This window comes from Laedolimicola ammoniilytica (genome assembly GCF_025567165.1).
Lineage (GTDB): Bacteria > Bacillota > Clostridia > Lachnospirales > Lachnospiraceae > Laedolimicola > Laedolimicola ammoniilytica.
In genome coordinates this window covers 1-18,847 of record NZ_JAOQKC010000033.1, presented here as the reverse complement: position 1 = coordinate 18,847, position 18,847 = coordinate 1, and the positions used below count along the sequence as shown (strand labels likewise).

Below are 18,847 nucleotides of genomic sequence, written 5' to 3'. Positions count from 1 at the left end.
TATGTTGATAAAAAATAAAAAACTAAATATTTTAGATTTTTTTATTTGCTTAATAGCAATCATACAAATATGTTTATATTTATTTGATTTAGCGGACCCTTCAGACAATATTAATTATATTTTGTATATTTGTAATTATGTTTTGATTATAAGTATTATTTTAAATTTAGTAATAAAAGGAATAGCGTTACATTTTATAGCGTTAGCCTTTTTTGGTTGTTATTTACTTTTTTTGATGGGACAGAAACCGTTTGAACCAGAATATGATGTATATTTAACTTTTGTATGGTTAAAGTTAAGCACAGAGCAATATATTATTTTTTCAGGAATTTTATTTATTGGCATAGCAATTACATACTTTTCATATATGTTTTTTTATGCAAAGGCGGAAGATAAGGTCTGTAAAAAAACACAAAAAAGAAGAGCAAATAATATAAAACCACTTGTTAAAGCTATGTTTTGGATAACATTGCCATGCGCAATATATATGCAGTTAAAAGTGGTTATTGTACGAAGTGTTATGGTATATACTTCTGGTTATTTGATTAATGTAGATATACCAGGAGTTATTAAAATAGGTTATTATATTTTCTCAACAGTTATATTATTGTATATGGCAATGCGACCAACTAAAAAAGAAATGTTTATGTTATGTTTTTTTTCGCTTTTTCTTGAAGGGGGAATACAGCTATTTCAAGGAAGACGAGCATTATTCGCAGGAACATTACTATTTATAGTTTGGTATTTATTCAAATACTATAATATTGAAAAAATTGACATAAAATATATATTCCATTTGGGAAGCATTGTATTAGGAATGATAATCTTGTTTTATATTGTTGAACAAGCCAGAAGTGGAAATGAAGCTGGTGGACTATCATTCAATTTGTTTAAAAGATTTTTCATATCTACAGGCGGTTCAGATTCTGTAATTGCAAATACGGTTTATAGAAAAGCAGATTTCCCCCAAAAAGGTATTGTATATTTATTAGAACCATTGCTAGAAAATCCTATAATTACCAAAATATTAGGGAAACATGCCACAGGACAAGGAATAGAATATCTGGAACAATTTAATTCATTTTCACATTGGATATCGTACCTAACAGAACCTTCACTATATTTGTCAGGACATGGTATGGGTTCTTGCTATTTGGCAGAGACCTATTTGGCATTTGGAATGGTTGGGGTGGTTATTGTTTCGAGTGTTATTGGAAAGCTCCTTTGGTGGTTAAATTCATTGGAGTTAAATGAAAATATATTTAAAATAACATTTGTATTTTTCTTAGTGAAAAGGATATTTACATTACCAAGAGATGGACTTTTTTCATGGTTCAGTTCAATTCCGTATATGATATTTACATTTATGTTAGTATATCCTTTTTACAGTAAGTATTGTAAAAATGGGAAGATTAAATGAATAAGTATAAAACATTATTAAAAGATACATCTATATTTGCAATTGGAAGTATTGCATCAAAAGCCATTATTTTCTTTTTAGTTCCCTTGTATACTAATTATCTGAGTACAGAAGAATATGGGATAGCAGATCTTGTCTTTACGATGGCACAAATGCTAATTCCGTTTGTATCGCTGGTAATATTTGATGGTGTAATAAGGTTTGGTCTGATGTATAAGGAAAGAACACAAGATGTATTATTAGTTGGCCTTATTGTATGGGGAGCAGGATGTAGCGTTACGATATTTCTTACACCTCTTTTTGCTAAATATTCCTCCATAGGTGTTTGGAGCCTATATCTATGTGTTTATGTATGCGTAAATGTGTTGCTGTCTATAGAACTTAATTATTTAAAAGTATTAAATAAAAATATGGATTATGCAATTATAAGTATAATTCAGACAGTGGCTCTTGCAGTTTTAAACATTTATTTTTTAGTAATTAAACAATGGAAAATAGAAGGTTATTTGATGGCTAATATAATATCACAGATTATAGCGATAATTTTTGCTTCTATTTTTTGCGACTTAATTAAGGAATTAAAAAAAGCCAAGTTAGATAAAAAAATAGCAAAGGAAATGATTACGTACTCTTCGCCATTAATTCTAAATAATCTTTCGTGGTGGATCATTCAATCATCGGATAAAGTAATGATTGAAGCAATGGTTGGTGCGGCTGAACTGGGGTTGTATACGGTTGCATGCAAAATCCCTTCATTAATCAGTGTGTTTGTTGCGGTATTTCAACAAGCTTGGGGAATATCGTCTATAAAAGAAATGGATTCTGGAAATGAAACAGAATTTTACTCAATTGTATTTCAATATTTTTTCTTTTTCATTGGAATATTATGTTTGGGAATTATAGTTATAGTACGGCCATTTATGGTGATTTATGCACATGGAAATGGTTATGAAGAAGCTTGGAGATTAGTACCAATGCTTTTGGCAAGTGCGCTGTTTTCTGCGATAGCAGCATATTATGGAGGAATGTATGGAGCTTTAAAAAAATCAATAAATAACATGATTTCTACGGCAGTAGCAGCAATTGTAAATATAGGAGTGAATTTATTATGCATTAGATGGATTGGAGTTTTTGGAGCAGTTACGGGAACCTTCGTTTCATATTTGATATTAGCGTTGATGAGAATGGTTGATGTGAACAAATATGTGCATATAGATATAAAGAAAAAGCTATTTCTGTTAAATTTGGTATTAATTATTACAGATTCTATATTAATTACAGTTAATTTTCATATATATTTTGTAAGTGTGGTATCATTTGTAGCGTTTTTACTAATAAATCAAAAATCGCTGATAGATATATTGCGAAATTTATGGGAGCATAATGAAATATTAAAAAGGAAAAATAAATGATATGAATGAATTAAGAAAGTTACAAAAGAAAGAATTAGAAATATTAACAGCTGTGGTAAAAGTGTGCGAAGAAAATAATATTAAATATATTATTATGCATGGGACTTTGCTTGGAGCAGTAAGACACCAAGGGTTTATTCCTTGGGATGATGATATAGACATTTGCATGCCGCGGGAAAGTTACGATAAATTTATAGATATTGGAGAGAAATTTCTTCCTTCAAATTTAAAGATACAGCATTATAAGACGGAAGAAAATTGTCCTAATATTTTTGCAAAAGTTAGAGATGAAAATACAATATTTTTGCAAAAAGAACATGTGGATTTAGATATTAATCAAGGAGTTTTTATAGATATTTTTCCATTAGATAGAATAAAAAAAGGAAACCATCAAATAGCAAAAGAATATTGGAGAAAGGGAATATTTAATATATTAAATGAGTGTTATGACATAGGGTATGTTAAAGGCATAAAGAGAAAATCGAGTGTGTTAATAGGATACAGTATTCATTTCATTTTATGGAAGGGATTGTGGAGATTTGTAGATAGAAATAAATTTATAGAAAGAGAAGATAAAAGAAGAAAAAAATTGCATGAAACAGGAGATGATTGTGTTTTTTATTCGGTAGACAGAAAAGTAGTGGGAAAATATTCAAGAATTACGGAAAGAAAAAAATATTTATTTGAAGGTCAGGAGTTTTGGGGCCCCAAAAATTATGACGAAGTGCTAAAAAAATTATATGGAGAGTATATGGTAATTCCAGCAGAAAAAGATAGAATTACGCATCAGCCATTAAAGGTAGAATTAGAGTGTAATAATATAGAAGAAAAATAAGCTGAGGTAATTAAAGGAGTGGGCGAAGATGAAATATATTACTTTTGATGATATAAAGAAATTAAATATTGAACCGTATACATGCTATGAATGGGTTTCACAGATGATAAAAGATAAAAATTTAGCAAAGCTTCCCCCTAAGATCAGTATGGCATTGGGTGAGGGTGAGTTTTGCAATGTTATGCCCTGTGTCATTCCAGATAAAGAACTTGGATATGTTGGTGGTGTAAAAGTAGTAAATCGTTATCCAGACAGAAAACCCAGTTTGGATAGCGAGTTAATGTTTTTAAATATGACTACAGGTGAATTCCTTGCGCTTATGGATGCAAATTGGATAACAGCAATGCGGACAGGCGCAGTGGCAGCACATTCTATTGAGCGTTTGGCAAAAAAAGACTTTTCTACAATAGCAATTCTGGGACTCGGTAATACGGCAAGAGCAACCTTGTTGGTACTGGAAAGCATTTTTAAAGACAGAGATTTTACAGTAAAACTATTGAAATATAAAGGACAGGAAATTGACTTTGCAAAACGATTTGAAAAATATAGTAATTTACATTTTTATTATATAGATACGCCTGAAGAGTTGGTAAAAGGCTCCGAAGTAGTTATTTCATGCGTAACGTATTCTGGAAAAGATTTTTGTAGGGACGAGTGTTTTGATGAAGGTGTATTAGTAGTTCCTGTTCATACACGTGGTTTTACAAATTGTGATTTGTTTTTTGACAAGATATATGCGGATGATTACGGCCATGTTTGCCATTTTAAAAATTTTGATAAATTCAGAAAATTCGGTGAGATGACAGATGTAGTAAATGGAAGGATTGCAGGCCGCGAAAATAACAAGGAAAGAATATTGGCGTACAATATTGGTGTTTCAATTCATGACATTAATTTTGCAGCAAATATTTATCGGATGATAAAGGATAAAAAGGGGCTGGTAGATGTTGATATGCATGTGCCCAAAGAAAAATTTTGGATTTAATTTAGGGGAATGTGAGGAATCAATATATGGACAGGTATTTATTTGAAGTACTGTGTTTTTTAGAAAAGCAGGGGAAGGGAAAATACACAATCAGAGAAATTGCGGACTCTGTTAAGATTTCTGGCACAATGGTTTCTAAATGTCTGCAGGATGCGAAAACTGCCGGATATATGGAAGGAGAGGAAATATTCTATATAACAGAAAAAGGAAGGGAGGCGCTGGAACCATATAGGGTAAAAAAGGCCGTTATTATGGCGGCCGGATTTGGTTCAAGAATGATGCCGGCAACCGCTGACAGACCGAAACCGATGGTAATGGTTAATGGGAAGCGGATTATAGATACGTTATTGGATGCGCTGGTTAATGTTGGAATTAGAGATATTACCATCGTAAGAGGCTACAAAAAAGAAAAGTTTAATGAAATTCTGGAAAAGTATCCTTTTGTACGTTTTATAGATAACGATTTGTACGATAAGGAAAATAACATATCTTCAGCAATTTTTGCTAAGGATGAGATAAGTAATTGTTATTTATGTGAAGCAGATCTGTATATTACAAATCCGGGTGTGATTGCAAAATATCAATATGCCTCTAATATTTTGGGTTCTTATTCACTGGAAACAGACGATTGGTCTTTCAGGCTTAAAGATGGATATATTTCAGAATATCAAAAAGGAAATACATATTGCTATAACTATTACGGGATTTCTTATTGGACAGCAGAAGATTCAGCACAATTAAGGACTGACTGGACTGAAATTTATAAAATAAATAAAGATGTTTTCTGGGAGGAAGTTCCGCTGATATTAAAAAAGGAAAACTATAAAGTAGAAATAAGACAATGTAAGAAACAGGACATCATGGAAATAGATAATTATTTTGAACTTGCACAATTAGACAAATCTTATAGATAGACCTAGAACACAGGTATCATGGACGCAGGAAGTAGAGCATTATGAGAGTATATAAGGGTAAAATTTTAACGGTAAACAAGAACAATGATGTATTTGATTATCTTGTTGAAGATAATGGTTATATTGAATATGTGGGAAATAAGCTTCCTGAACAGTATGAAAATGCGGAAGTAATAAATCTTGGCAAAAGTGTGTTGGTGCCATCTTGTGTGGATACACATCAGCATATGGCATCTTTCTCGACTTTTTTTGCAGGTCTTAACGTAATGGAGGCCAATAGCAACATAGAAATAAAGGAGATGGTGAAAGAATTTGCTGAGAAAAACAGGAAAAAGAAAACACTGATAGGATTTGGTGCTTCTCCCTATTCCGTAAGGGAAGGCAAGTTGATTTCACGCGAGGAATTAGATGAGGTATGTCCGGAGCAGGAGATTATGGTTGTAAAATATGATGGGCATGCCTGTGTTATTAATTCCCCACTTCTGAAAAAGCTGGATGTGAAGCTCAAAGGTTTGAGAGGATATCATCCGGATACGGGAGAAATGAATCAGGAAGCATTTTTTGAATGTTCAAATTATATCACGAATTCGATATCTATTATTGAGCTGTTCAAAAATATGCAAAGAGCTATTGATTATATGGCTGCGCAAGGCATAGGATCTTTACATACTGTTAGTGGTGTTGGTTTTATAGCAAATTTGGATATTACCCTGGAAAAAATATTTGCAAAGTCTTTGAAAAATGGTTTTCAAATGAGGGTTTATCCACAATCCATGAATATCAAAGTTGCAAAGAAAAGAAAATTGCCAAGAATAGGTGGCTGTTTTGAATGTGCGTTGGATGGCTGCTTTGGCTCGGAAGATGCAGCTATGAATGCCCCGTATTTGGATGGCCATGATGGAGTACTTTATTATTCGGATGATCAGGTAATTGAATTTTGTAAACAGGCAAACAGAGCCGGACTGCAAATAGAAATGCATGCAATAGGAGATAAGGCCTTCGATCAGGCGACAAGAGCTTTAAAAGCGGCATTGGATGATTATCCTCGTAAAGATCATCGCCACGGGATTATCCATGATTGTTTACCGACAGAAGAAGGCATTAAAATATGTCAGAAATATCAGATTCTTATGCCTGTTCAAAGTGCTTTTATAGATTGGAAACAGGAGCCGGATTCCTATCTTGAAAGTATTATGGGAAAAGAAAGAACGAAAAAACTGAATCCATTAAAAACCTTTGTAGATAATAATATTACGATTTCATTTGGTTCTGATGCGCCGTGTACATTGCCAAATCCAATTATGTGGATGGATAAAGCAGTAAATAATAAAAATAAAGAAGAGAGAATCAGTATTCAGGATGCATTACGAATGTGTACATATAATGGCTATTATACATGCTTCGATGAAACAACCCGAGGCTCATTGGAAGCCGGAAAAGTTGCTGATATGGTAATATTATCGGAAAATCCGTATACATCGGGTGAGATAAGCAAAATTAAAGTGCAGAAATTGATTCTCGCAGGAAAAACATATAAAACCGCGGAAAATAATGTTTTTAAAGCAGTGATTAGAGGGCTGATTTCAAAGAACAAGGTATAGAGGTGAACAACGAATGAAGAGAAACGAATTCCATATATTGAATAGCTTTTATAATGGGAGCATTGGACGGGGAAGTTGTTCTTATGATTTAAATTGCAATAAGTCACTGCATGACCAGGAAGCATTAAATAACTTAATAAAAATTGGATTTGTGTCTCAGAGTGACTCTAAAATTACAGAACTAGGAATTGAAGCATTAGAGCCTTACAGGGTAAATAATGCTGTGATTCTGGCTGCAGGGGCATCCACTCGTTTTATGCCTTTAGCATTAGAGCAACCAAAGGGGTTGTTTGAAGTAAAGGGAGAAAAATTAATTGAGAGACAAATTTGTCAGCTTCAAGATGCGGGTATAAAGAATATAACGATTGTACTTGGCTACAAGAAAGAAATGTTTTACTATCTGGAAGATAAGTATGGGGTGAATTTTGTCATAAATGAATCTTTTAATATAAAAAATAATATTGAGAGCTTGTATTTGGCAAAAGATAAATTGAGAAATACTTATATTTGTGTAAGTGACAGCTATTTTGCAGAAAACCCTTTTAATCAATATGAGTATCAGCCGTTCTATGCCGGTATGCGTGTTTTAGAAAAGACAAATGAAATGTATGTGGATACAGATGAAAATGAACGAATTACTTTAATGGAAAAGAATAGAAAGTCAGGTAGAGTTTTATTAGGGCATTCTTTTTGGACGGCAGAATTTTCAAAGGCATTTATAAAGCTGATGGAAGATGATAGAAAGGTTGGAAAGTATAATCATAGCTTTTGGGAATGGATGGTTAAAGATAATTTGAATAATTTACCACCATTTTACTTTAAAGAATATTCTTCAGGGAACATATATGAATTTGATTATTTTGAAGATTTAAGAAAGTTTGATACACAATATCTTGGCCATACACATAGTGAAATTATCCGTAATATCAAACTAGTTTTTCGATGTGATGAGGAAGACATTGTTAATTTTCGTAATGTTAGTGAAGGCATGACAAATACATCTTTTGTTTTTGAAATAAATGGAACAGATTATATTTATCGACATCCTGGAGACGGAACAGAGAGTATTATCAGCCGAAAAAATGAGAAGATGTCTTTGATTAAGGCAAAAGAGATAGGAATAGATCCTACTTATATCTATGCAGATATCAATGAAGGATGGAAAATTTCGGTTTTTATTCCAGAATTCAGGGAACCGGATTATAATTCGTTTGAAGATTCTAAAAAGATATTGGAAGTCCTACGAAGGCTACATTCATCAGGAATTAAACTTGATTATGGAATGCAGCCATGGGAAGATGCGTTAAAAATGGAGGAACTATTGCGAGAAAAAAGTCCCAACTGTTTTGATGAATACGAAATATTAAAAAGAAAAATTGGTCGGCTTTACAAAATGACAATAAATGATGGAGTTGAAAAGTGTTTTTGCCATGGTGATACGTATAAGCCTAATTGGATGATACAGCCAGATGGAAGAGTGATTCTCATTGATTGGGAATATTCTGGATATTCGGATCCAGGTATTGATGTGGGATATTATATCGTAGATGCAATGTATGATTTTGATGAAGCAGAGCGATTTATAAAAGAATATTTACAGGATAGATATACGGAAAAAAGATTTTTCCATTTCATGGCGTATACGGCAATTATTGCTTATTATTGGTTTGTATGGGCATTGTATAGAGAGTCATGTGGTGCTGTTATGGGAGAAGCTCTTATGAATTGGCATGAGATGGCCGGAAAATATGTTGATTATGCCCTAAATATTGAGGAGAATGATTAAAATGGAAGAAAATAGACTTATTCGTGTATTGGGGCTAAAAGAAGCGATTAGCATGACCATAGGAACAGTTGTAGGAGTAGGATTGTTTACATGTGGTTCTTCGCAGATAGGATTGGTGGGGGCGTGGATTATTGGATTTACATTTGTAGCCCTATTAATTTCTATTTGGCCATGTCTTATTTATGGTGAGATGTCAGCTGCATTGCCATGTGCTGGAGGAACATATAATTACGCAAAACGTGGCTTGAACAGAGTGTGGGCGAATATGGCAGGATGGCATTACATTATCTCTGTTATAGCAATTGGCGCAGGAGAAACGCTGGCATTTGCTAATTACTTTAAAATTTTATTAGAACAATTGGGAGTTAATATCACTTGGCTGGATTCACGTATAATTGCCTGTGTATTAGTTGTTGTTTTTTTGATACTAAATTTTAGGGGAATAGAACAGTCAGGAAAAGCACAAACGGCATTTATGTTCTTCTTTTGGGGATGTTCGATCTGTTGGTTTTTATATATGATCCCTAAGATACATGTAGAATATTTTGGAGGTATTGCAATAAATAGTCTTCCACCATTTAAAGAACTAATGTATATATTTGGCCTTGTATGGTGGTGTTATACAGGTTTTGAAACGTGTGTTTCTATGGGAGCAGAAACCAAATATCCACAATATACGTTGCCAAGAGCACTCAAAATTTCTGTGTTTTTGGTGTTTGCGTTGAATGCATTGTTTCAGTGGTTTTTGGTAGGGCTTGTGCCTAGTAAATTTTATAATATTCTTGCAATTGCAGATGCGCCTTATGCGGAAGGGTTAAAAGCGGTTGGATTAGTAGGTTTCCCGATTATTCTCTTATGTATTGGAATAGCCTTTGGGGGCGATCTTTCAACAATTAATCCGGGAATTGCAGCACCAGCTAGATATATATATACAATGGCAGAGGATGGAGCGTTACCTTCATTTCTGGGAAAAATACATTCAAAATACAAAACTCCGTATGTGGCGGTTATTATGGTTGGCGTCATTAATTTTGTTTTAATAGCAACTGGCTCAATTGATTATATTGCATCCGTGTCATTAATTTCATTAGCTGTTTGTTACATGATTGGATGCCTGTCATATATTGGACTTCGAAAAAAATATCCAAATATGAACAGACCATATAAAGCACCATTTGGTACAATAGGGTGCTATGTTACAATTGTTATATATAGTATTATGCTTGTTTTTGCGGATAAGGTTGCTTTATTTACAGCTGGAGTAGTTACGATAATATGCGTTATATTCTATTATGTATATTCGCATAATAAGGAATACCATATGCAGACAATTGAAGAGGAAATTGGTGAAATTGAGGAACCAGATATGATAACGAAAGAAAAGATGGATAAGGAGTATCGGATTTGGAAAGTTGCCACTATTATAGTTACAATAATTGCATTAGGAATATATGTTATTCCGATGTTATACAAAGGATAAAGCATTTTACAGGGAAGATGGGAAGTTGACCACTATTTTTTCTGAGAATGATTCAAGCACCGTCAGTTGGTGGTTCAGCGACTGGTAGAGGCTTTCTTCTCATACCTGAAACAGTATAAGGATAAGGTTGGAAAAAGTTCAAAAGCGAAAGAAGCATTCACTTACGCTTTGAACCAGAAATTAGATCTAAGAGTATTTCTGGAAGACGGGGATGTTTCTATCGATAACAATGTCAGTGAACGTGCCATTCGCGGGTTCTGTATCGGCAAGAAAAACTGGGAGATGATCGATGCTATCCATAGGGCGAACAGCTCGACAATCATCTACAGCATAGCAGAATCCGCGAAAGTGAATAACCTGAAGCCCTATGAGTATTTCGAATATCTGTTGACTGAGATTCCGAAATACATGGAAGATACGAATCGTGATTTTCTGACAGAGCTTTTACCTTGGGCAAAGACACTACCATAGTATATCAGAAAACCGGAGAAAAAATGGACCGGTCGCATAAGCGGCCGGATAGTTAGCAAGGTACTTGGAAGCTGCCGTTTACGAAAAAGGAGGGGCCTGTGAAGGCATATTTGTGCAACGGAATATTTGAAGAATATCCGTATTATATAGATGATGCCAATGTTGGATTTTTTATACAGGAAATTGACGGAAAGAATGTTGTTAATAAGTATATCTATCCAGATGATTCAATTAAATATGAGCTGGATAATCAGTTGGTTGATTTATATGATTTGTTTAGAGACTTGCTTTGTAAGAATACGGCGCAATATTATAAGGAAGTGGTATCTTTACCAGTTTGGGTTCAGTGTGCAGGACAGGATTCTGACTGTGATATTAGTGCGGATATGTTCAGTGACTGGATATTAAAAGCTGATATTCCCAATTTATATAGACATTTATATTTGGTTGACTGTCAATTTTTGATTGGAACGGTTCAAAACTTATTGTGTGCGATGGAGGATGCCTTTATTAATTATTATAAGACGATATCCACAATTGAATTAGATGAATCCTGTAAAAAATTAACAGATCCTAATGGAACAATAATGATCCTGTCGGCAGACGCTACCAGAGTGTCTTCTTATATAGAAACATATTTTACAAAAGCATATTCAATTTTGGATATAATGTGTAAAATTTGTTATGAAATGCAATATCGTCGAACAGAGTTTGAATCATATGAAAAATTAAAAAGTACGGAGGTGTTGTGGGGAAAAAGAAAGAAGTTACAGATTAATGAAACGATAAACACTATTTACGAAAAATGCGATTTTATTAGTCATATAGAGGCTATTCGAAATGAAATAGTACATAATGGAACATGGGAACGGAATCCGAAGATTTTTGTGCGTTTGGAAAATTATATAGAGGCAGAAAGGTTTATGTTGTTTCCCGATATGGAACAGGGATATTTATCAACGGTGAAAAATAGAAAGCATTTCTTTTTTTTAAATGTAAAAGTTAATGATATTTTGCCTGGAATACACTTGGAGTTTAAGCGTAGATTGTTAAATACATTAAGTGAAATTAAGCGTATATATTTTAAATATGATGAAGACAATGAACGTCATGAGTTATTAAAACGATGATGAGAATATAGGGTATCTGTTCTGGCAGGCCAGGTATCTGGGACTTTCATTCTTCATTATCACAGAAGGCTTTTATTGTTCTTCATAGTTCGCAATTCATTCCGATGATTTGAGTCTTCTGTGATAATGAAGCTTAGGTCAGTTTACAAGGAACTACACGCAGACCACGAAACGGGGGCTGCTGACAACAAATAAAGGCTGAGTATCAAGCACCGGGGAAGTGCGAGATATTCAGCCTGTTTTGTTGTCTGGGGTTTCCAAAGGGTACCCCTTTGGCACACGACTTTGCTTGCAAAGTGTAGTGTGTTATACGCTCTGTCGGCGTTGCTGCGAAAATGAGGTTGCCGCCCGGAAGGGCAAGCACATTTGAAGCAGCAGGAAAACAGGGCTGTGATTGCGTGGCGTGGAGCCGCAAGCGCAGGACTGGTTTCATCAGCAGACAGGGCGGATATGAAAGCCCCCGTCCCTCGTCCCACACGGATAGCCACACTTACGAAAAAACAGACGGATTTTTCTCTCAAAATTGAAATGGGCGGGAAGCCATTTTAAGGCTTTCCCGCCTTGATTGACTATTAGCAAAGACGGGCGGGACTGTCAACGGCGGCGCATAAAATGCGCCGTTCATCTTGACCATTGACTGGCTCGGCTGGCTTTGCTATCTCCACGATAAATGGGATTTGTTATCTATCTGTCCAAGAATCGAATCTCGTTGAAATTTGTGGGTCGTATAGAGGGCAACCAAAATCAAGTAAAATATCCATGAGAGCGTTCATATCAGCCTCTTGCATACCATAGCAATCAAACCTTACGATTTGCGAAGTTGTAAAAACCTGAAATGCTCCATGTCCTTCTTTTTCAAAATCTTTGCCTCCACCTTGTATATTCCAGTCAGAAAAAGAATCAGCCACTTTTTTCAAAATCTCGTCAATCGGAAGAACTTCCAATACTTCCATTACCTCGCCATCACAACACGCTGCCTGATATACGGTTGAATGGTCATGTGCGGTATCTTCCTTGTACTTCCAAAAATTCAAATCCATACTCATTGTATAATCCTCCTGTTAAAAAAGTAAATTCAATTTTATCAATTTCTTATTTCCTCCCCCGCTGTGGGTTTGGATTTTTCAGCAAGTCCGACTTCTGTGCAATCTTTTTCAGCCACTTCTTTTCTTCCTCGGACAGCTTTTTCAAATTCAGCTTGAGCCGCTTACAGATAAACGCCAAAGCCGCTTGCTCCGGGTCGCTGTCTGGACTGGCAGTTTCCTCGGCGGTCTGCAAAAAATCTTCCAGCGGGTTGTCCTCCGGGACGCTGAAAAAATCGTCCTTATGTGTTTCCCGCAGGTCAAGAGCTATCTTGTTTATGTCCTGCTGTATCACATAGCGGCAAAAGCTGTCATCATCAATATGGGCGGCGATAAGCTGTCTTAACTGCGGGTCAGACAAGCCGGGATTGTGCTGCTTCATAATGGTTGCGCTTACAGCGTCCACAATGGCGTTTGCACTCTGTACCTGTTTTCCCGCCACGCCGTTCACATAGATTTCAAGGTCAGCCATCAGCCGGGGGAAATCCGGGTGTACCGCCAGTTCACACAAGAGGGAATTATCCACCAACCCGCTTTTCAAGAGTTCAATCATATCATCACTCAAACGCAGGTCTGCAAGATCGGCGTTTGGGTGATTTCTTGTTTGGGACAGTCCCAGCAGATAATCGGCGGCCACGCCGTAAAACTTCGCCAGCTTGATAATGGCATAGTGGCTGATGTCCTTGAAGTCCTTTGCTTCATAACTACCCAGTGCAGACTTGGAGAGATTTACCTGTTCTTCAAGCTGCTCCAGCGTCAGCCCACGCTCCACACGCAAATCTTTCAATCGTTCTTGTATGGATAGTTCCATGCTCTCCCTCCTTGTCTGCTCGATAAATGGGAACTGTGTTATCTTAATCTTCACTCAATGTTTTCAACATGAGTTCTTAAATAATCAAAATATTTTTTGCCATCATCATTACCGTCCTCGTCAGGCTCAAATATCTCCCTTCCTTCAAACATATAGGCTCTAAGCAAATATTCTGTGGCGTTTTTTTCGTCCCCTATTTCTAAACAACATTCACCTAATCGAAGCATAACAAACGGATTTCCATATCCCTCGCCGCTCAAATTCCCCCTTGCTTTGTCAAAGCATTCGTGTGCTTTTTCGTATTGTTTCTTTTGAAAATAAATATCGCCAATGGCAGCTAAAAACCATATGGTTTCACTGTAAAATTGCTGTGGCTCTGGGATTAGGCTAAGAGCTTCTTTCCATGCTTGTATAGCTTCCTCATATTGTTCTTCTTCCTCAAACTGATTGCCTTTTTGGGCTAATTCATCTAATTTAGTTTTTATTTGTGGTGTTAGTTCATCAATAGCCACTTCTTCATTTTTCTTCTTTGAAAACAGTCCCATAATATACCTCCGTGAAATTTCGATTTGCCATTCTATTTCTTCTATTCTACCACAATTCCAAGAGCGTGGAAATAGAGAGTTTTCCGGGCTGATTTCCGACCTTATGGATATACGGGGCGGGCGGTCTTTTAGGTGTAGACTTAAGGTAGTTCATCGATGAGCTGCACCTTGAAAACAGAATGACCGTCCGAAAAGGAATACCCCGGCAGGGGAAGCACCGCAACGAGCCACTTCGGGACAAAATGTCCCGAAGTCCGGGGAGCGTGCCAACGCCGGAAATCCTTTCGGGGAGAACGGCTAAGGAAAAATGGAGGGAACACATGAGAGAGAACCCATATAAACGACTGCCGCCCATAGAGCGCAGGCAGGACGGTTCCCTTTACCGCATGACACCGGCACAGAGGAAACAGGCAAACGCCCTGATCCGCCGGGAGTGCTGCAACTATGAGGACGGGAACTGTATGCTCCTTGACGATGGGGACACCTGCGCCTGCCCGCAGACGGCTTCTTTCTCGGTCTGCTGTAAGTGGTTCCGCTGGTCGGTCTTGCCGCAAATCGGAACGCTGGAAGCAGAGATTTTCCGGGATAAGGACTTGAAACGCTGTGCGGTCTGCGGCGGTGTGTTCGTCCCTAAATCCAACCGGGCGAAATACTGTCCCGGCTGTGCCGCCAGAGTTCACAGGCGGCAGAAAACAGAAAGTGAACGGAAAAGGAGGTCTTGTGTGGACAGTTAGGGGCTGAAAAGTCCTTGATTTACAAGGCTTTGCAAGCACAGAACAGGGACAGGCAATAGAAACTACCGTCTGCCCTAGAAAACGGGGTTCTAACCGTCCACAAAATACGATATGACAAACACCATTTATATCCATCAGCCGGAAAAGGCGGTCAGCTTTACCCGGCTTCCCAATTTTCTTTTTGAAGCCCCCACATTCACGCCACTGTCCAACGAAGCAAAGGTATTGTATGCCTTTATCCTACGCCGGACAGACCTGTCCCGGAAAAACGGCTGGGCGGACGAATATGGGCGCATTTACCTCTACTATCCCATCAATGAGGTAGTGGAGCTGCTCCACTGCGGGCGGCAGAAGGCGGTCAACACCCTGCGGGAGTTGCAATACGCCGGACTGGTAGAGATTCAGAAGCAGGGCTGTGGAAAACCCAACCGCATTTACCCAAAATCCTACGAAGCGGTTCTAAACACCGACTTCAATAAATCCCGTTCCGGTACGCCGGAGGACTGAAAACCGCACTCCACAAGTACGATAATCAATCCTCTTGAAGTACGGAAACCGGACGGTATATAGAAATACAGAGATAAAAACGATTTTATTTATATCTTATCCATTCCTATCCGATCCGAGATATTTTCTGCGGGATTTTCCTGTGGAAAAGTCCCGGAAAGGAACGGAATGGGGAAAGGAGTTTCATGGCACAACACGCAATTTTGCGATTTGAAAAACACAAGGGCAATCCGGCAAGACCGCTGGAAGCCCATCACGAACGGCAAAAGGAACAGTACGCCAGCAATCCCGACATTGACACCAGCCGGAGCAAGTACAACTTCCATATCGTCAAGCCGGAGAGCCACTATTACCATTTTATTCAGAGCCGCATTGAACAAGCCGGATGCCGCACCCGCAAGGATAGCACACGCTTTGTCGATACGCTGATAACCGCCAGCCCGGAGTTTTTCAAGAAGAAGTCCCCAAAGGAGATACAGGCGTTTTTCCAGAGGGCGGCGGAGTTTCTAATCGGGCGGGTAGGCCGGGAAAATATCGTGTCGGCTGTGGTACACATGGACGAGAAAACACCCCACCTGCATTTGGTCTTTGTCCCGCTGACAGAGGACAACCGCCTGTGTGCAAAGGAGATTATTGGGAACAGAGCCAACCTCACAAAATGGCAGGACGATTTTCACGCCTATATGGTGGAGAAATATCCCGACTTGGAGCGTGGGGAAAGCGCCAGCAAAACGGGCAGGAAGCATATCCCCACCCGTCTGTTCAAGCAGGCGGTCAATCTCTCCAAACAGGCAAGAGCCATTGAAGCCACGCTGGACGGTATTACCCCGTTCAACGCCGGAAAGAAGAAAGAGGAAGCCCTCTCCCTGCTGAAAAAGTGGTTTCCGCAGATGGAGAATTTCTCCGGTCAGCTCAAAAAATACAAGGTCACAATAAACGACCTTTTAGCAGAAAATGAACAGTTAGAAGCCAGAGCAAAAGCCAGTGAAAAAGGCAAGATGAAAGATACGATGGAACGGGCAAAGCTGGAAAGCGAGCTGAAAGACATTCAGCGGCTGGTAGACCGTATCCCGCCGGAGGTGCTGGCAGAACTGAAACGACAGCAGCGGCACACAAAGGAAAGGTGATTGATGACAGAAAACATTTCACGCCGCAGCATGGCGGCACTGCACTTTGAAAATTAAATACGGAGGTACTATGGAGCATATCAGATACAAGAAAGAAACCGAAGTCGTGACTTTTCAGGGAAAGGAAATCACGCTGGAAAATCTCTCCCCGGTGTTCACGCCGGAGCAGGAAGCGGCAAAACGCCGGGAGCTGGAACAGCAGCTTTATGAGGTGTTCCGCAAGTATGCCGACAAACGGCAGAGTGAGGAAGCCGGGGCATAAGGTTTTCCGAAGCCATCATTGATTTGCGGGGCTGCTGGCGGTATAATAAAACTGTCAGCAGCTCCGTTTCTTTTTTAAGAAAAGGAGCGACAATATGAACAATCGAATAGACGCAATCTATGCAAGACAATCGGTGGACAAAAAGGACAGCATTTCCATTGAAAGCCAGATTGAATTTTGCAAATACGAGTTGAAAGGCGGTAACTGCAAGGAATACACAGACAAGGGGTACAGCGGCAAGAACACAGACCGTCCGAAGTTTCAAGAACTGGTGCGGGACATCAAGCGGGGGCTGATTGCAAAAGTCGTGGTTTACAAACTCGACCGCATCAGCCGTTCCATTCTGGACTTTGCCAACATGATGGAGCTGTTCCAGCAGTACAATGTGGAGTTTGTGTCCTCTACGGAAAAGTTTGATACCTCCACCCCGATGGGGCGGGCGATGCTGAATATCTGTATCGTGTTCGCCCAGCTTGAACGGGAAACGATACAGAAGCGGGTAACGGACGCTTACTATTCCCGCAGTCAGCGGGGCTTCAAGATGGGCGGGAAAGCCCCTTACGGCTTCCATACAGAGCCGATTAAGATGGACGGTATCAACACAAAGAAGCTGGTGGTAAATCCAGATGAAGCGGCAAATATCCGGCTGATGTTTGAGATGTACGCCCAGCCCACTACCTCCTATGGGGACATTACCCGGTACTTTGCGGAACAGGGGATTTTGTTCCATGGCAAAGAGCTGATACGCCCCACGCTGGCGCAGATGTTACGCAATCCTGTCTATGTGCAGGCAGACCTTGATGTGTACGAGTTTTTCAAAAGTCAAGGGACAGTCATTGTCAATGACGCCGCCGATTTTACAGGCATGAACGGCTGCTATCTGTATCAGGGGCGGGATGTGAAGCCCAGCAAAAAGAACGACTTGAAAGGCCAAATGCTGGTGCTGGCTCCCCATGAGGGCATTGTCCCCTCCGAAATCTGGCTGACCTGCCGCAAGAAGCTGATGAACAACATGAAAATCCAGTCTGCCCGAAAAGCCACCCATACATGGCTGGCGGGAAAAATCAAGTGCGGGAACTGCGGGTATGCCCTTATGAGCATTAACAATCCTGTGGGAAAGCAATATCTCCGCTGCACAAAACGGCTGGATAACAAGAGCTGTGCCGGGTGTGGGAAAATCATCACTTCGGAACTGGAAGCGGTTGTTTATCAGCAGATGGTAAAGAAGCTGGCAAGCTACAAGACATTGACAGGCAGAAAGAAAGCGGCAAAGGCAAACCCGAAAATCGCCGCCCTGCAAGTGGAGCTTGCTCATGTGGACGGCGAGATTGAAAAGCTGGTGGACAGTCTAACGGGCGCAAACAATGTCCTGCTCTCCTATGTGAATGTGAAGATAGCGGAACTGGACGGACGCAAGCAGGAACTTCTGGCGAGGATAGCGGAGCTGACGGTGGAAGCCATTAGCCCGGAACAGGTCAGCCAGATTTCCGGCTACCTCGACACTTGGGAGAATGTATCCTTTGACGACAAGCGGCGGGTGGTGGACTTGATGATTACCACCATAGCCGCTACAAGCGACAGCTTGAATATCACATGGAAAATCTGACGGGTGGAACCCCTCCCGTCAGATACCTACCCTGTGTAGTCCCTTGTAAACTGTATTTTCCTGTATAATAAAAAACGTGGATGTTGAAAATTGAAAATACCTCAGAGTACAATAAGACTACTGACTGGCAGGTTAGTAA

General features: G+C 38.9%; 18 protein-coding genes. 15 read left to right on the top strand and 3 right to left on the bottom strand.

What is annotated here, in order from left to right:
* Position 1 precedes the first annotated feature (1 nt).
* The 10 genes from wzy (at position 2) to OCV63_RS16325 (ending at position 12,034) form a co-directional block, all read left to right on the top strand.
* Positions 2 to 1,420 carry an O-antigen polysaccharide polymerase Wzy gene (wzy, locus tag OCV63_RS16370; protein WP_158365306.1) on the top strand — a complete coding sequence of 473 codons (1,419 nt, stop codon included), beginning with the start codon at positions 2 to 4 and terminating at the stop codon, positions 1,418 to 1,420.
* Entirely contained in the window at positions 1,417 to 2,832 is a 1,416-nt protein-coding gene (locus OCV63_RS16365) for a lipopolysaccharide biosynthesis protein (protein WP_158365305.1), read from the top strand. The genes wzy and OCV63_RS16365 overlap by 4 nt, the downstream gene beginning before the upstream one ends.
* 1 nt (position 2,833) lies before the next feature.
* On the top strand, positions 2,834 to 3,667 hold the full coding sequence (locus OCV63_RS16360; RefSeq protein WP_158365304.1) for a LicD family protein: 834 nt from the start codon (positions 2,834 to 2,836) through the stop codon (positions 3,665 to 3,667).
* 28 nt (positions 3,668 to 3,695) lie between these two features.
* Positions 3,696 to 4,652 (top strand): ornithine cyclodeaminase, encoded by a 957-nt coding sequence (locus OCV63_RS16355; RefSeq protein ID WP_158365303.1) that lies wholly within the window; start codon positions 3,696 to 3,698, stop codon positions 4,650 to 4,652.
* 26 nt (positions 4,653 to 4,678) lie between these two features.
* Positions 4,679 to 5,566, top strand: a complete 888-nt coding sequence (locus OCV63_RS16350; protein WP_158365302.1) for a sugar phosphate nucleotidyltransferase — start codon at positions 4,679 to 4,681, stop codon at positions 5,564 to 5,566.
* Between the two features lie 41 nt (positions 5,567 to 5,607).
* Complete coding sequence (locus OCV63_RS16345; protein WP_158365301.1) at positions 5,608 to 7,167, top strand: amidohydrolase; 1,560 nt, start codon at positions 5,608 to 5,610, stop codon at positions 7,165 to 7,167.
* Positions 7,168 to 7,180: 13 nt separating this feature from the next.
* On the top strand, positions 7,181 to 8,953 hold the full coding sequence (locus OCV63_RS16340) for a phosphotransferase (protein ID WP_158365300.1): 1,773 nt from the start codon (positions 7,181 to 7,183) through the stop codon (positions 8,951 to 8,953).
* A 1-nt stretch (position 8,954) separates the two neighbouring features.
* Entirely contained in the window at positions 8,955 to 10,433 is a 1,479-nt protein-coding gene (locus OCV63_RS16335) for an APC family permease (protein WP_158365299.1), read from the top strand.
* A 69-nt stretch (positions 10,434 to 10,502) separates the two neighbouring features.
* Positions 10,503 to 10,904: an IS66 family transposase gene (locus tag OCV63_RS16330; RefSeq protein WP_262670932.1), complete on the top strand. Its 402-nt coding sequence runs from the start codon at positions 10,503 to 10,505 to the stop codon at positions 10,902 to 10,904.
* Between the two features lie 98 nt (positions 10,905 to 11,002).
* Entirely contained in the window at positions 11,003 to 12,034 is a 1,032-nt protein-coding gene (locus tag OCV63_RS16325; RefSeq protein WP_158365297.1) for a hypothetical protein, read from the top strand.
* A 680-nt stretch (positions 12,035 to 12,714) separates the two neighbouring features.
* Here the strand turns inward: OCV63_RS16325 and OCV63_RS16320 are convergent.
* Genes OCV63_RS16320 through OCV63_RS16310 form a run of 3 tightly spaced genes read right to left on the bottom strand, consistent with a single transcriptional unit; the run spans position 12,715 to position 14,472 of the window.
* Positions 12,715 to 13,080: a hypothetical protein gene (locus tag OCV63_RS16320; protein ID WP_024739838.1), complete on the bottom strand. Its 366-nt coding sequence runs from the start codon at positions 13,078 to 13,080 to the stop codon at positions 12,715 to 12,717.
* A 46-nt stretch (positions 13,081 to 13,126) separates the two neighbouring features.
* Complete coding sequence (locus tag OCV63_RS16315; protein WP_024739839.1) at positions 13,127 to 13,927, bottom strand: helix-turn-helix domain-containing protein; 801 nt, start codon at positions 13,925 to 13,927, stop codon at positions 13,127 to 13,129.
* A gap of 50 nt (positions 13,928 to 13,977) precedes the next feature.
* Complete coding sequence (locus OCV63_RS16310) at positions 13,978 to 14,472, bottom strand: tetratricopeptide repeat protein (protein ID WP_004462512.1); 495 nt, start codon at positions 14,470 to 14,472, stop codon at positions 13,978 to 13,980.
* Positions 14,473 to 14,792: 320 nt separating this feature from the next.
* Between OCV63_RS16310 and OCV63_RS16305 the strand changes: the two genes are divergently transcribed.
* The 5 genes from OCV63_RS16305 (at position 14,793) to OCV63_RS16285 (ending at position 18,708) form a co-directional block, all read left to right on the top strand.
* Positions 14,793 to 15,206: a cysteine-rich VLP domain-containing protein gene (locus tag OCV63_RS16305; RefSeq protein ID WP_024739833.1), complete on the top strand. Its 414-nt coding sequence runs from the start codon at positions 14,793 to 14,795 to the stop codon at positions 15,204 to 15,206.
* Between the two features lie 111 nt (positions 15,207 to 15,317).
* Entirely contained in the window at positions 15,318 to 15,713 is a 396-nt protein-coding gene (locus OCV63_RS16300) for a replication initiator protein A (RefSeq protein WP_024739834.1), read from the top strand.
* Positions 15,714 to 15,898: 185 nt separating this feature from the next.
* On the top strand, positions 15,899 to 16,840 hold the full coding sequence (mobV, locus tag OCV63_RS16295; RefSeq protein WP_024739835.1) for a MobV family relaxase: 942 nt from the start codon (positions 15,899 to 15,901) through the stop codon (positions 16,838 to 16,840).
* Between the two features lie 70 nt (positions 16,841 to 16,910).
* Positions 16,911 to 17,102: a hypothetical protein gene (locus tag OCV63_RS16290; RefSeq protein WP_002566025.1), complete on the top strand. Its 192-nt coding sequence runs from the start codon at positions 16,911 to 16,913 to the stop codon at positions 17,100 to 17,102.
* Positions 17,103 to 17,196: 94 nt separating this feature from the next.
* Entirely contained in the window at positions 17,197 to 18,708 is a 1,512-nt protein-coding gene (locus OCV63_RS16285; protein ID WP_069409095.1) for a recombinase family protein, read from the top strand.
* Positions 18,709 to 18,847: the final 139 nt, after the last annotated feature.

What these genes read in the sequence shown, in the direction of transcription:
- OCV63_RS16300 (WP_024739834.1), top strand. Translation starts at nt 15,318, where the DNA reads ATGACAAACACCATTTATATCCATCAGCCGGAAAAGGCGGTCAGCTTT.
- OCV63_RS16310 (WP_004462512.1), bottom strand. Translation starts at nt 14,472, where the DNA reads ATGGGACTGTTTTCAAAGAAGAAAAATGAAGAAGTGGCTATTGATGAA.
- OCV63_RS16350 (WP_158365302.1), top strand. Translation starts at nt 4,679, where the DNA reads ATGGACAGGTATTTATTTGAAGTACTGTGTTTTTTAGAAAAGCAGGGG.
- OCV63_RS16305 (WP_024739833.1), top strand. Translation starts at nt 14,793, where the DNA reads ATGAGAGAGAACCCATATAAACGACTGCCGCCCATAGAGCGCAGGCAG.
- OCV63_RS16355 (WP_158365303.1), top strand. Translation starts at nt 3,696, where the DNA reads ATGAAATATATTACTTTTGATGATATAAAGAAATTAAATATTGAACCG.
- OCV63_RS16345 (WP_158365301.1), top strand. Translation starts at nt 5,608, where the DNA reads ATGAGAGTATATAAGGGTAAAATTTTAACGGTAAACAAGAACAATGAT.
- OCV63_RS16290 (WP_002566025.1), top strand. Translation starts at nt 16,911, where the DNA reads ATGGAGCATATCAGATACAAGAAAGAAACCGAAGTCGTGACTTTTCAG.
- OCV63_RS16365 (WP_158365305.1), top strand. Translation starts at nt 1,417, where the DNA reads ATGAATAAGTATAAAACATTATTAAAAGATACATCTATATTTGCAATT.
- OCV63_RS16315 (WP_024739839.1), bottom strand. Translation starts at nt 13,927, where the DNA reads ATGGAACTATCCATACAAGAACGATTGAAAGATTTGCGTGTGGAGCGT.
- wzy (WP_158365306.1), top strand. Translation starts at nt 2, where the DNA reads ATGTTGATAAAAAATAAAAAACTAAATATTTTAGATTTTTTTATTTGC.
- mobV (WP_024739835.1), top strand. Translation starts at nt 15,899, where the DNA reads ATGGCACAACACGCAATTTTGCGATTTGAAAAACACAAGGGCAATCCG.
- OCV63_RS16340 (WP_158365300.1), top strand. Translation starts at nt 7,181, where the DNA reads ATGAAGAGAAACGAATTCCATATATTGAATAGCTTTTATAATGGGAGC.
- OCV63_RS16320 (WP_024739838.1), bottom strand. Translation starts at nt 13,080, where the DNA reads ATGAGTATGGATTTGAATTTTTGGAAGTACAAGGAAGATACCGCACAT.
- OCV63_RS16285 (WP_069409095.1), top strand. Translation starts at nt 17,197, where the DNA reads ATGAACAATCGAATAGACGCAATCTATGCAAGACAATCGGTGGACAAA.
- OCV63_RS16335 (WP_158365299.1), top strand. Translation starts at nt 8,955, where the DNA reads ATGGAAGAAAATAGACTTATTCGTGTATTGGGGCTAAAAGAAGCGATT.
- OCV63_RS16360 (WP_158365304.1), top strand. Translation starts at nt 2,834, where the DNA reads ATGAATGAATTAAGAAAGTTACAAAAGAAAGAATTAGAAATATTAACA.